General features: G+C 56.4%; 13 protein-coding genes. 6 read left to right on the forward strand and 7 right to left on the reverse strand.

Going from position 1 to position 12,424, the window contains the following annotated elements:
- Nucleotides 1–84: 84 nt before the first annotated feature.
- On the forward strand, nt 85–1,110 hold the full coding sequence (locus OM794_RS05095; protein WP_226248244.1) for a glutathione S-transferase family protein: 1,026 nt from the start codon (nt 85–87) through the stop codon (nt 1,108–1,110).
- A gap of 113 nt (nt 1,111–1,223) precedes the next feature.
- On the opposite strand, the gene OM794_RS05100 is transcribed toward OM794_RS05095, so the two are convergent.
- Both OM794_RS05100 and OM794_RS05105 read right to left on the reverse strand, forming a co-directional pair.
- Nucleotides 1,224–1,706 carry a PRC-barrel domain-containing protein gene (locus OM794_RS05100; RefSeq protein WP_226248247.1) on the reverse strand — a complete coding sequence of 161 codons (483 nt, stop codon included), beginning with the start codon at nt 1,704–1,706 and terminating at the stop codon, nt 1,224–1,226.
- Nucleotides 1,707–1,816: 110 nt separating this feature from the next.
- Entirely contained in the window at nt 1,817–2,014 is a 198-nt protein-coding gene (locus OM794_RS05105) for a CsbD family protein (RefSeq protein WP_027959898.1), read from the reverse strand.
- A gap of 252 nt (nt 2,015–2,266) precedes the next feature.
- Between OM794_RS05105 and OM794_RS05110 the strand changes: the two genes are divergently transcribed.
- The 3 genes from OM794_RS05110 to nfi all read left to right on the forward strand — a co-directional run bounded on the left by OM794_RS05110 (nt 2,267) and on the right by nfi (nt 5,068).
- Entirely contained in the window at nt 2,267–2,458 is a 192-nt protein-coding gene (locus OM794_RS05110) for a hypothetical protein (protein WP_226248250.1), read from the forward strand.
- 88 nt (nt 2,459–2,546) lie between these two features.
- A complete protein-coding gene (locus tag OM794_RS05115; RefSeq protein ID WP_226248252.1) occupies nt 2,547–4,262 on the forward strand; it encodes a DEAD/DEAH box helicase in 1,716 nt (571 codons plus the stop codon).
- Between the two features lie 119 nt (nt 4,263–4,381).
- Complete coding sequence (nfi, locus tag OM794_RS05120; RefSeq protein WP_226248254.1) at nt 4,382–5,068, forward strand: deoxyribonuclease V; 687 nt, start codon at nt 4,382–4,384, stop codon at nt 5,066–5,068.
- Nucleotides 5,069–5,087: 19 nt separating this feature from the next.
- On the opposite strand, the gene OM794_RS05125 is transcribed toward nfi, so the two are convergent.
- Nucleotides 5,088–5,810, reverse strand: coding sequence for a glutamine amidotransferase (locus OM794_RS05125; protein WP_320442900.1), 723 nt, complete (start codon nt 5,808–5,810; stop codon nt 5,088–5,090).
- 150 nt (nt 5,811–5,960) lie between these two features.
- Here OM794_RS05125 and tpx point away from each other — a divergent pair, with 150 nt between their 5' ends.
- Entirely contained in the window at nt 5,961–6,461 is a 501-nt protein-coding gene (tpx, locus tag OM794_RS05130) for a thiol peroxidase (RefSeq protein ID WP_226248259.1), read from the forward strand.
- On the opposite strand, the gene OM794_RS05135 is transcribed toward tpx, so the two are convergent.
- Nucleotides 6,458–7,141: a gamma-glutamyl-gamma-aminobutyrate hydrolase family protein gene (locus OM794_RS05135; protein WP_226248261.1), complete on the reverse strand. Its 684-nt coding sequence runs from the start codon at nt 7,139–7,141 to the stop codon at nt 6,458–6,460. The two genes, tpx and OM794_RS05135, sit on opposite strands and share 4 nt — an antisense overlap.
- A gap of 73 nt (nt 7,142–7,214) precedes the next feature.
- Entirely contained in the window at nt 7,215–8,246 is a 1,032-nt protein-coding gene (locus tag OM794_RS05140; protein WP_226248263.1) for an amidoligase family protein, read from the reverse strand.
- A 156-nt stretch (nt 8,247–8,402) separates the two neighbouring features.
- Here OM794_RS05140 and OM794_RS05145 point away from each other — a divergent pair, with 156 nt between their 5' ends.
- The gene (locus OM794_RS05145; RefSeq protein WP_226248265.1) at nt 8,403–10,907 is read left to right on the forward strand and encodes a mechanosensitive ion channel family protein; all 2,505 of its coding nucleotides are present in this window, start codon (nt 8,403–8,405) and stop codon (nt 10,905–10,907) included.
- On the opposite strand, the gene OM794_RS05150 is transcribed toward OM794_RS05145, so the two are convergent.
- Together OM794_RS05150 and OM794_RS05155 are read right to left on the reverse strand one after the other, a co-directional pair.
- Complete coding sequence (locus OM794_RS05150) at nt 10,824–11,255, reverse strand: hypothetical protein (RefSeq protein ID WP_226248266.1); 432 nt, start codon at nt 11,253–11,255, stop codon at nt 10,824–10,826. The genes OM794_RS05145 and OM794_RS05150 overlap by 84 nt on opposite strands.
- 76 nt (nt 11,256–11,331) lie before the next feature.
- A complete protein-coding gene (locus OM794_RS05155; RefSeq protein WP_226248267.1) occupies nt 11,332–12,345 on the reverse strand; it encodes a J domain-containing protein in 1,014 nt (337 codons plus the stop codon).
- Nucleotides 12,346–12,424 lie beyond the last annotated feature (79 nt).

A 12,424-nucleotide genomic window follows, 5' to 3' on the forward strand; every position in this document is an offset into this window, starting at 1 on the left:
GCTTGAGCCTCCTTGAAGCGGGCGTATGCTGAAAACAGTGACGTAATAACTAAAAACCCCAAACGACTTTTCAGGAGACGCCCCATGGGACTACTTGTAAACGGAGAATGGCAAGACCAGTGGTATGACACCAAAAAACACGGCGGCGAGTTTGTACGCGAATCCGCCCAACTTCGTGACTGGGTGGGTGATCAGCCGGAGACTGACGGTGAATGCTACCCGGCGGAAAAAGATCGTTATCATTTATATGTCTCGCTAGCCTGTCCCTGGGCGCATCGCACACTGATTATGCGTAAGCTGAAAGGGCTGGAGCCGTTGATTGGCACTTCCCATGTTAGTCCCCTGATGCTCGACCAAGGCTGGACGTATCACCAGGAAGAAGGTGCCAGTGGCGACCCCATTAACGGTGTAGACTACCATCACCAGCTCTACACCATGACGGATCCACACTATACCGGCCGTGTCACCGTGCCCGTGCTATGGGACAAACAGCGCAGCGCGATCGTTAATAATGAGTCGGCAGACTTGCTACGTATTTTTAACCGTGCGTTTGATGAATTGACCGGCAACGACTTGGATTTTTACCCAGAAGATCTGCGTGGTGTCATTGATGACGTCAACGCCGATGTCTACGACCACATCAATAACGGCGTTTATAAATCAGGTTTTGCCACCGAGCAGGCGGTTTATGAGAAGCACGTGAAGGCATTGTTTGACGCCCTTGAGCGTATGGAAGCGCGCCTGGCCGATAAGCGCTATTTGGCGGGGGAGTGGCTGACCGAGGCGGATATTCGCCTGTTTACGACGCTGATCCGATTTGATGCGGTTTACCACGGTCATTTCAAATGCAATTTTAAGCGCATTGAGGACTACCCCAACCTTTCTAATTACGTAAGAGAAATCTACCAATGGCCGGGGGTGGCCGAGACGGTCAATATGGATCACATCAAACGCCACTACTATTACAGCCACGACACGATTAATCCGACACGCATTGTACCCGCTGGCCCACTGCTCGATTTTCAGCGGCCCCATGACCGGGAGCGTTTGACAGGCAAAGGCGTACGGCGTAAAGCGAGCGGAGGCGACATCAATAGTCGGCGTACCTAGCGTCAGGTCGTTTCCACCAAAAAGAGCCGCCCCATCGGGCGGCCCTTTTGCTTGCTGGTTTTCCAGCACTTGATCTGCTCGAAACGCCAGCATATCTAACTGGCTTGGCTGCTTTATTCGTCGGCGTTTACCGCTTCACGGGTACGCTGCCAAGCGCTTTCAGCCCCTTCCTGAGTGGTTTGCCAAGCGTCGCGGGCATTAGCCTTGGTTTGCTCCCACCAATCATTGTCATAAGCAGGGAAGGCTTCGACCTCTTCCTGGCTGGCTTCGACCATGATGCGGTGTTCAGTGTCACCGTCGCCTTCTGTCTCAGTTTCAAGGGTAAAGTAATCAGTATCCACGACAATTTCACGACCACCTAGACCCAATACAGATCCGCTTTCGATCACAATCGCGGTAATCCGCATCTCTTCATCAAACAGAATGTCATCAACATCGCCAATCTCTTCACCAGAACCGCCGGCAAAATAGACTTCTGCATCGAGGATGTCATCGGCAGAGTACATGCCCTGTGGCTCGTTTTGGGCATGAGCGCTCATGGCAAAGCCCCCCATTAGGACAGTACCGATCACTGTTGACAGAATTGTCTTACGCATAGCATCTCTCCATGTGGCTACGAAAAATGTTAAGTCACTTATCGGCTTGTACTAGCCAACCGACAGACTTAAAACAGGAATAGAGTGTTATAGAAGGAGCAGTCAAAACACTACTGCTTATCAGCCCAGTCGTCGGCTTGGCGCTCTGCTTCTTCGCGCTCAAGGCCGTACTTCTGTTGAAGCTTGCCTACCAGCTGATCTTTCTTACCGCCAATCTGATCCAGTTCATCGTCGGTAAGCTCGCCCCAGCTAGAACGTGCTTTACCCTTCATCTCTTTCCATTTGCCTTCGATTTGATCCCAGTTCATTGCATCGCTCCTTGAGAATAGTGAACTTGATTAGGCATTTCTCAGGTTAGACCATATGTGCATGAGTGCAAGCCCTTGTTTCAATGTGGTGTAAGTTAAAAGTGCTGGTCAGAAGCGAAATGCGATGTTAGGATGCGCCCTCCTCGCATGTGTTGACCCCTCCATCACGACGGTAAGCGTTAAACTGCATAATTGTTAATGAGTAGATGTTAATAGTTATTTGTAGTGTCGCTTGCGGGAACATCTCGCCAATTGCTAGATGTTCATTGCTGTGTAGATGGCGCGCCTCCAGTATTTTGCCACACGGGTGAAATCGGCGCAGAAGGTCGCCACAGCGGTTGGCCCGCTGACGCGGTGTTTGCCAACCGGATGCTAGGTGCGACCGGCGTCTCCGACTCCATTGATGGCTTTGACCGCTACGGCGGTGCCTGTTATCGACAATGACCACACTTTATGGCGTTGTACGATGACAGAGTCAGAGACGCTTATGATGTTTTTTGCCGGTACTTGCCGGCCTACCAAGGTGTGATTAATGACCTCGACTTCTGTCGCCTCGCCGAGCTTCGGCGATCTAGCTCTTTTGCCTGCCGTTCTGTCTGCTGTTGAATCACAGGGCTACCTCGTTCCCTCGCCGATTCAGGCGCAAACCATCCCTGCGCTGCTTGAAGGCCGCGATATGTTGGGCCAGGCCCAGACGGGTACCGGCAAAACCGCAGCGTTTGCACTGCCGTTACTGTCACGTTTAGAACTAACTCGCCGCGAACCGCAAGTGTTGGTAATGGCACCAACCCGCGAGCTTGCTCAGCAAGTAGCTGCCTCGTTTAGTAAGTATGGCCAAAACCTCAAAGGGCTCGAAGTTGCGACCCTATGTGGCGGCCAAGAGTACCGTGAACAGCTGGGCGCCCTTAAGCGAGGCGCGCAAGTGGTTGTGGGTACCCCAGGCCGGATTATCGATCACCTGGATCGCGGCAGTTTGAAGCTTGATGGCCTCTCCGCCCTGGTGCTGGACGAAGCTGATGAAATGTTGCGCATGGGCTTTATCGACGACGTAAAACGCGTGGTCGCCGATACCCCGAAAGATGCCCAGCGTGTGTTCTTCTCAGCGACACTGCCCACTGAAATTGAGCGCATCGTTAACCGCTACCTGGTTAACCCGGTAAAAGTCGCCATTGAGTCTAGCACCACGACCGGCGAAAACATCGAACAGCGCATTGTGCGCGTCGACGGTGGCGCTAAGCTGGAAGCCCTGTCGCGTATTCTCGAAGTTGAGCCTGTCGATGGGGCCATCGTTTTTGTGCGCACCCGTGCGGCTTGTACCACCTTGGTTGAGCAGCTAACTGCCCGTGGCGTTAACGCCGCTGGCTTGTCCGGCGACCTCGACCAGAGCCTGCGCGAGCGTACTATTACGCGCTTGAAGCGTGGCAAAGTCGACGTGCTGATCGCCACTGACGTAGCAGCGCGTGGTCTTGACGTGTCGCGTATTACTCACGTTATCAACTACGATCTGCCTCAGGATGCGGAAGCTTACACGCACCGTATCGGCCGTACTGGTCGTGCAGGCCGCAGTGGCATCGCAATTACCTTTGCTGGCTTCCGTGAAGGCCGCAAAGTGGGCTGGATGGAGCAGGCAACCGGTCAGAAAATGACTGAAATGCCGCTACCCGACGAAGCCGCTATCCGTGCCCATCGCGATGACGTCTTCTACCAGCGTGTTATTGCTTCCTTAACGAAGGGCGCTGAAGAGCAGCGTGCTCTGATCGAGCGTCTCATCGAAGAGGGCCATGATCCGATCGAGCTGACCTGTGCGTTTGCCGCTATGGCGCGTGCTGACGAAGCACCGATTGGTCGCCTACAGCCACCGCGCAAAGAGAAGCCCTCGCGTGATGGTGCGTCTGGCGGTAAGCCGGGGGCACGTCGCGAACGCACTGGTGCGCCGTCTGAAGGCATGACGCGCTACCGCGTATCGGTTGGCCATAAAGATGGTGTCAAACCTGGCCAACTGGTCGGTGCTCTCGCTAACGAAGGCGGCATTGAAGGCGCACGTATCGGTCGTATCGATATTCGCAATGCTTTCTCTGTGGTCGAGCTGCCGAGTGGCTTGCCCGCAACGATTCTGACCAAGATGGCCCGTGCCCGTGTGGCCGGTCGCCCGCTGGAAATCAGTGAAGACAGCGCACCGGCTGAGCGCGCTCCGCGCCGTCGTCGTGACGAAGGCGATGCGCCGGTTCGTCGTCGCGAACGCGCTTAAAGATTGATCAGTCGCCGTTAAACGGCGCCTGAGAAAATCTCAAACGCCCCCGTACCTTTTCAGGTGCGGGGGCGTTTTTTGCTACCTTATTCACCATTCACTAGATCACGGAGGATGATATGTCAGCACCACTACACGAATGGAATTTGGCGCCTAAAGAGGCGAGGGCGCTGCAAACAGAGCTGTCGAAGCGATTGGAGCTTGCTGACCGCTTAGCGCCGATAACACATATCGCCGGAGTGGATATTGGATTTGAAGAGAGTGGCGAAATCACCCGGGCAGCGGTGGTGGTATTGAAGTGGGATCCTGCCACCGCGCCCGATTTAAGCGTGGTGGAGCAGGTGGTGCACCGCGAGCCCACCCGTATGCCGTATATTCCCGGTTTGCTTTCGTTTCGCGAAATCCCCGCCGCGCTGGGTGCGTTTGAAAAACTCAGCGTAATACCCGAGCTGGTGATGGTCGATGGTCAAGGGATTGCCCACCCACGCCGGCTAGGGGTGGCCGCTCACTTAGGGCTATGGCTGGATTTGCCCACCATTGGGATTGCCAAGTCACGCCTCTATGGCCAACACGCTGAGGTGGGCGAGCAGCGCGGCGACTGGGTGCCGCTTTACGCGGGGAAAGAGACCCTTGGTGCTGTTTTGCGCTCCCGCACCAAGGTGAAGCCCGTTTATGTATCGCCTGGGCACCGCATCACACTTGAAACCTCGATGGCCTGGGTAATGTGCTGCTTAGGGCGCACCAAACTGCCTGAGCCAACACGGCTGGCGGATAGGCTGGCCTCGCGGCGTGATCAGCGTAAGTAGACGGCTTATTCTAAGGGTGTCAGAGGCTATACGAATGCCAAAAAGCGATGCAGCAGGCTGGTGGCATCATGGCAGTCCGCAATGTTCGCCAGCAGAGCGTCGGGCTCTTCGCCTTGGTCGCGTAGGGCGCGCGTTGGCGCTCAAGGTAGGCGCGCATCACTGGCGCCGTAAACTCGGGGTGAAACTGCACGCTCCACTGGCGCGGGCCGTAGCGCAGCGCCTGGTAGGCGTCGTGGCTGTTATGGGCCAGCACTATGCAGCCGTGAGGCACCTGCATCACCGATTGGGCATGGGTCAGATGGGCGGCAAAGCTTTCCGGTAGCTGGCTAAACAGCGGGTCTTGCTGGCCCGCTTGGGTAAGTCGCACGGTGCGCGTGCCCGATTCCCGGCCAGCCGGGTGGTAGTCGCTCACACCTCCAAAAGCGGCGGCCATTAACTGGTGGCCATAGCAAACGCCTAGCATAGGAATGTCTTTTTCCAATGCCTCTTGCAGCCACGGCTTAAGTGCCTCGCTCCAGGGCTCGGCCTCGCTGACCATGCTGTGCGAACCGGTAATCACCATACCCGCGAGTGTATTAAGCTCAGGAGCGCTGGGTTGGCGGGTTGCATCCCAGACCTGTAAATCTAAATGTGCCGGTAAAGCCGTGCTAAGCTGCTTTTCAAATAGCGTTTCAAAATCACCGTGCTGGTCGACAACTTCCGGAAAAGCGTCGCCGGTTTTAACAATCAATACACAGGCCATATCACTCCCTCGGTAGGATGAAACGCAAACGTTGAACAAAGGTCTTTCAGGAACAGCGCTCAGGCGTGAAGATAGCCTACCATGGCTTCTCAGTTGGTAAGAACGAGTTGGTAAGAACGCATGAATTATTAACGTCATAAGGAGAGGAAAATGCAACAGATTACCCGCGCAGGCGAACCGCTGGATGTGGCGGGCACACTGCCCGCAAAAGGGCAGGCGGCACCGGCGATGACGCTGACCAATACCGAGCTGCAAGACGTTACCCTCGATACCTATGCAGGCAAGCGCAAGGTGCTCAATATCATTCCCAGTGTGGATACGCCCACCTGTGCCATGTCCACGCGTCACTTTAACGAGCTAGCGTCTAACCTTGCCGACACCGTGGTATTGGTGGTTTCAGCGGACTTACCCTTTGCAGCTAAACGCTTTTGTGGCGCAGAAGGGCTGGATAACGTTGAAACACTGTCTACTTTCCGCCATCCCGAGTTTCGCGAAGCCTGGGGCGTGGCGCTGTGTAACAACTCCATGGAAGGCCTTTGCGCTCGTGCCGTCGTGGTACTCGATGCCGATAACCGCGTGCTACACAGCGAGCTGGTGAGCGAGTTAAAGAACGAGCCTGACTACGAGGCTGCCTTGGCGGTGCTGAACTAGTTTGTCTGGCGCTTAGCATGCCGCTCTGACGCCCTCACCAGCGCACGAATTAAGCGCTGCTGGGGGCGGTTGAAAATCAGCCACTCCGGGTGCCACTGCACGCCAATCAAGAAGTCGTGCTCCCGCGACTCAATCCCTTGCACCAAACCATCTCTGTCCCGTGCAACGATTTCAATCCCTTTGCCCGCCTGATAAACGGCTTGATGATGCAGGCTGTTAACCCGGCACCAGGTGACCCCCAGTAAACGATGTAGTTTACTCGCTCCCACGATATCAACAGTTTTGCGCGGCAGTACGGTACGGCGCCTTTTTAGCCCTTCATGGGTGGTGTAGATATCTGGATCCAGCGTGCCGCCAAGGTGTACGTTGATTAATTGTGCCCCACGGCAAATTCCCAATACGGGTGTATGCAGTGGGATAAAGCGTTCAAGTAGGGCGAGTTCCAGCTCATCCCGCGCTGGGTCTAAGCGAACATCCAGCTGTACTTCCCCCCCGTAGAGGTGGGCTTGAATATCGTCGCCGCCGCCAATGATTAAGCCGTCCAGGTTTTCAGGCTTCGGGCGCGAAGGGGACAGCCGTAGTGGTTTGCCGCCATGCCGCCAAACGGCAAACCAATCAAACCACCACGCTAAGTGGCTTTTTTGATCAGAGGTGGTAATTCCGATAAGCGGCCGAGTCATGTGTGTCGTTACTCACTGTGACAGAAAATGAAAGGGGCTAACCGGCGTTATATCGCTGGACTCTTCCGAACGATCAGCGCTCGCGGCGAAGCCAGCGAGCCAGTTTAGCAGTTGACCGGGCAAGCTTATCTTTTGCGCGGCTAAGCAGCGGTCGGTTATGGTCGGCGATATACTCAGCGCAGCGTGCGAGCAGAACCTCAGAATTGGCGGCCAGTTTCTCAACTTCCACCCAACGATTCCACTCGATCACAGAGCCCCACCCAGGCTGGGAAAGCTGAGCGTTGGGTAAGCGGTAGTGAAAGGTGGGGCGCGGCTTGATAAGCTGCGTATGCAGCAGTTCATGAGGATGGTCAGGGCGCAGAAAGGCAAATAGCGGTAGCATGTCCAGTTCACGGTTGCGGGTTGGATTGTGGTGCAGGTAGTCGGCAATCAGCGTATCAAGATCAGGCGAGTAGCGGCTATCCAATACTTTTAGCGCATAAGCTTTGTGAAATGGATTGGCATGGGGCAGCATCTCACGGGTAATGTCGACTTTAATTTCGTCGCGAAGCCAGCCAGCCAGCAGCAGGTAAGCGCGTAGCATAGCGAGCAAGTAGTCAACGTCAAAGCGCTCTACTTCAGGGTTTAGGTGTAACCCGAACCCGTACAGCAGGCTGGCATCGGTACCCTTGGCGCCGTGTTCACGCAGAGCTTCAAACAGGGCGTCTAACGCTTCCAGCTCATTCCAGGGTATGGGTGGGCAAACAATTTCGGTCGGTACCAGGCCGGTAACCATATCACCGATCAATTCGCGGGTTTTTTGGTGAAACTCGACTCGCCGCTGATGCTGATGTCGCGCCCACTCGCTATCTTCAGCGATCGGGACATCGACCAGCGACTTATCAGGATGCGCGTACTGGGTGTCTAGCTCGATATCAAATTCGCCCCAACGGGTATCTTCAACCAGTAGCCGATGGGGGCTTACCACGTTAAGCTCCCCGCCAAACAGCTCGCGTACGATCATCGCCGTGTCCCGGGGTGGCAGACCAGCGAATTCAATTTCGACGCCAACTTGCCGGATTTTCCCGTGGCTATTTAAGCGATTAGGTGGAGCTTGTAGCGTCATCTCAGCATCCTTGAGGTGAACGTTTAAGCCTCCAGCCTATCATAGTCACGCGTTGAGACTGAGCTTGTGGCCTGAGCTTATGACTAAGTTCAGTAAATTGAAGCGGTGGTAAATAGTACGCAGGTCGCCATCCAGGCTAATTTTCAGGAGTAAGGCGTGCGACAGCACTGGTTAATCAACTCGCTAATAGGCGTTGTCTTGTTTGTGTTAGCAAGCCTGACAGTGACGAGCATGGCAATCACTCAGGCCCAGGCGCAAACGGTGTCGCTGCCCGGTCTGAGCAGTGGTTCCGACGAGCAAACGGCTGAGGTCAGCGGCGAAGAGTTTCAGCAGTCGCTCAATGACGTCATCACCCTGCTCGAAAATGAGCAGCAGCGCAGCGAGTTGCTTAAATCGCTGCGCGAGCTCCAGGTCACTGCTGACGCTGCCAGTGAGGATGAGGGCGTGGTGCGCCAAGGGCTGCTGGGGGCTCTTGCCGACACCTTAAGTGACTTGGGTGACCAAGCTGAGGCGGGGGGCTCTCCCATTGATGAGTGGGCGCGCCAACTGGCGCAAGGTGCTGAAGATTTGCGCGCGCTTAACGATGATGCCGACCAGGGCGAGGCCATTCGCGCGGTGGCAGAGGGGGCCGTGCTAGCCTTTATATGGGGGGTGCTGCTGGTCGTCATGATTGCCTTTGGGCGCATGGTGGCCACCCGGCGGGAGTGGCCGTTGGATCTGCCTCGGGATCCCAAAGGCTGGCTGATGGCAGTGCACTTCTTACGCCGTATGCTGCCTTGGGCGTTGTCGTTTGCCATCACGCTGGGCATTGGTCAAGTGTTGCCCGATAGCCCTGGGCGAACGCTGGTGCTGGTGGTGGCCTATATTTGCCTGTGCGGGCGGGCGCTCTCGGTGGTGTTTGAAACGGTCATCGCGTTCTTTAGCCGGGGCCACCGGTTTACCGCAGTTCAACTGCTACAACAGCGTGCGTTGCGCGGGCTGTTTGTGATTGGTGCCTTGATTGCGTTGGGCGATGCGGTTAACTCCTCTCGTTTGGTCGAAATGCTGGGCAGTGAGCTATCGAGCCTGGTTTCGGTGCTTTCCAATATGCTGGCGGCGCTGTTCGCTGCGCGTTTCATTATCAAATTCAAACGGCCTGTGCGCCATTTGATTTGCAACCGCCCGTTCAAGCAGCGTCGTGATGCCAGTACGGCCGTTGAGATGATTCGCTCCTTGGGGGGGCTCTGGCACATCCCCGCGCTGTTACTGGTGAGTGGCTCGCTGCTGGCGATCTTTATCACCGTGGGGGATGTGGGAACCGCCCTGGCACGCTCGATTATTTCCGCCAGCCTGTTGGTGCTTACGCTGGTGGTCACTGGCTTATTGCGCCGCCAGGCGGAGCGCATGGGCAAGCGCCGACACCGCCGCCGCCAGAGCCAGTACCGTAAGCGTTTGGAGCGTTTTGGTTTTGTGCTGGCGCATATCTGTTCGTGGATGGTGTTTGCTGAGCTCTCAATGCAGGTGTGGGGTAGTTCCTTCTTTGGGCTAGGCCAGCAGGCCGTGGCCAGCGCGCGTATTGGCCAAGCGCTGATGAGCCTGGGGGCCACCGTGCTCCTGGCGTGGCTAGTGTGGATCTTTGCCGATACCGCCATTCAGCGGGCACTCACGTCGTCGGCACGCTCTCGTGGGCGGCGGGTCAATCAGGCGCGGGCGCAAACCATTACGCCGATGATTCGCAATGTCATCTTCGTCACCATTTTGATTATTGCCTTCATCGCTGGGCTGGCGAATTTGGGGGTCAACGTCACACCGCTGCTAGCCGGTGCCGGTGTGATTGGTCTGGCGATTGGTTTTGGCGCCCAGACGTTGGTGCAGGATTTGATCACCGGTATTTTTATCTTGATTGAGGATTCGCTGGCGGTCGATGACTTCGTGCAGATTAATAACCATATGGGTACGGTCGAGGGGCTGACGCTACGCACCGTGCGGCTGCGCGATTTGGATGGGATAGTGCATATCATCACCTTCAGCCGCATTGAGTCGATTCATAACATGTCGCGCCAGTTCGGCATTGCGCTAATGCGTATCCGCATTCCCTTTGATATGAAAATCGACGATGCGATTACGCTGATGCAGGAGACCGCCCAGGAACTGCGCCGTGACCCGATGATGCGTCACTACATCTGGTCGCCTCTGGAGATGCAGGGCGTTCAGGGTTTTGAAGATGGCTGCCCCATTTTACGTATGCGTTTTCGCACCGCGCCGGAGATGCAGTGGGATGTTTCACGGGCGTTTAATCTGCTGCTGAAGCAGCGTATGGAAGATCAAGAGATTGACCTGGGTGTACCGCGTCTCAGCGTGAGTATGGAAGCGCGCGCCGAAGACCGTATGGAGGCCACCGCGGGGACTTCGTTCTCTTTGGAAAAAGACTCGCCGGAGAGCGGACAGAACGGTGGTGAAGCTGGGCAGGAGAGCGAATCAAACGACGGGCATCATAAGCAACCGGCTCCGCCGAAGCCCGCGCCGCGTCCGACAAAAGCCGAGATACGCCAGGATGAGCAGGCACGCAAGCACGATAAGACGGCTAACCGGGCAGCCTCACATCGGCAAACGGCCCATGCACAGGGCGAGCCCCAGGGCGATACCTATGCCAGCCCCGGCGGCGAACACGGCGATGAGTAGCCATGGGCCGCGCAGACGGCGCCAGCGGTTGTACAGCGAGACCGCGTGGCTAACGCGGTCAACCAGTTCGTCGTGACGGGCAATAGCGTGGTCGGGGGGCAGTGAAAAGTCGTTAGCGACATCGCCCTGCCAGTGGGGGCCGTGGCTGAGCCCAAGGCGTGCGCGTAGCCTGCCAATATCACTGACGGTGTCGTGCAACGTATCGTAGGTTTCCCGGCGTTCGGCAACCGCGAACACCGCCTCAGCATCCTGGCGTAGCGCGCTGTGCTGGCAGCTAGCCACAGCTTGGCTGATTTCCTGGTCGTTGGCCTCGGGGGAAACGGCGAGGCGCTGATACAAATCGCGCATAGGGGGCTGTTGTTTCTCTTAGAACTCGTTTCTTGTGAACCGGCGCATAGTGCGAAACGTATAGCGTTACATGGTCTTAGTAAGTTTGCATTAAATAATCATAGGCGTTTTTAATACGCTGAAACCGTGCTGACGCCAAGGCAACCTGGTGTTCGCTTTCCGAATAGAAGCGGTCCGGGTGGTGAAGCTGCGCCATCCTTCGATAGGCGTGGCGTACCTCTATCCGGGTGGCGCCAGGGGTAAGCCCCAACACCGAAAGCGCCCGCGTGGTGCGGTCGGGCGGTGGCGGTGAAGCGCGCTGCTGCCGATGTCGGTGCTGCTGACGAGAATCTTGCTGGCGGGAGCGTCGCTGCTCGCGTTCGGCTTGTTCGCGCTGCTGTTGCTGCCTTTGCCGCTCCTGCTCTTGTTGGCGTGTCTGTTCCCGCTGGCGCTGCTGTTCCTGTTCTCGCGCTTGGCGCGCCTGCTCCTGACGTTGCTGCTTCTCCTGCTGTTTTTGTTGCTTCTGTTGGTGGCGCTGCTCTTTTTTTCGTTGCTGTTGTTCGGCCCGGGCGTGAGCCTGCTGGTGTTGCCGTTCAGCCGCCTCAGCCTCACGTGCTTTTCGGGCATGGTATTCTGGGTCGTGGGTTTGCCAGTAGGCGTCGCGGCTAGGGTCTTCGGGGGTGGCAAGCGGGGTGCCTGTGAGTTCCTTAAACAGCGTATTTAAGGTCATTGGTGCAACGTTTAGCAAATCAGCCAAAAAGCGCAAAATATAGTGGTTGGCCAGCGACAGCTCGCCGTCATCAGTGGCGACGGCAATGGCTTGATGAATAATGCTTAGGCTACGTTCAGAGCCACACTCTTTGCGAACCACCTCGGCGGCTAACTGGATTGCCTGCAGATCCTGGCTATGGGCAATACTCATCACCGGCCCCAGCTCATGCCCATGGCGAAACTGCGCGGTCACCTGAGCCAAGCGGCGGCGGCGCTGGCCTTCTGAGACGTGTTGGCGGTGCACCAGCACCCAGGCCAACAGCAGCAGGGTTGCCGTATCCACTTGGCTACGGCTCTTTAATAGCAGCAGCTCAAAGGGTGAAAAACGGGCAATGGGCATTTCCTAGCTCCACAGACGAAGAGGTAAATAAAGTACGGTGGCTTTATGCGGCAACATGATCATTTTTAGCCATGGTATA

Origin of the sequence: Halomonas sp. BDJS001 (assembly GCF_026104355.1) — a bacterium.
In the GTDB taxonomy this organism is placed as follows: domain Bacteria; phylum Pseudomonadota; class Gammaproteobacteria; order Pseudomonadales; family Halomonadaceae; genus Vreelandella.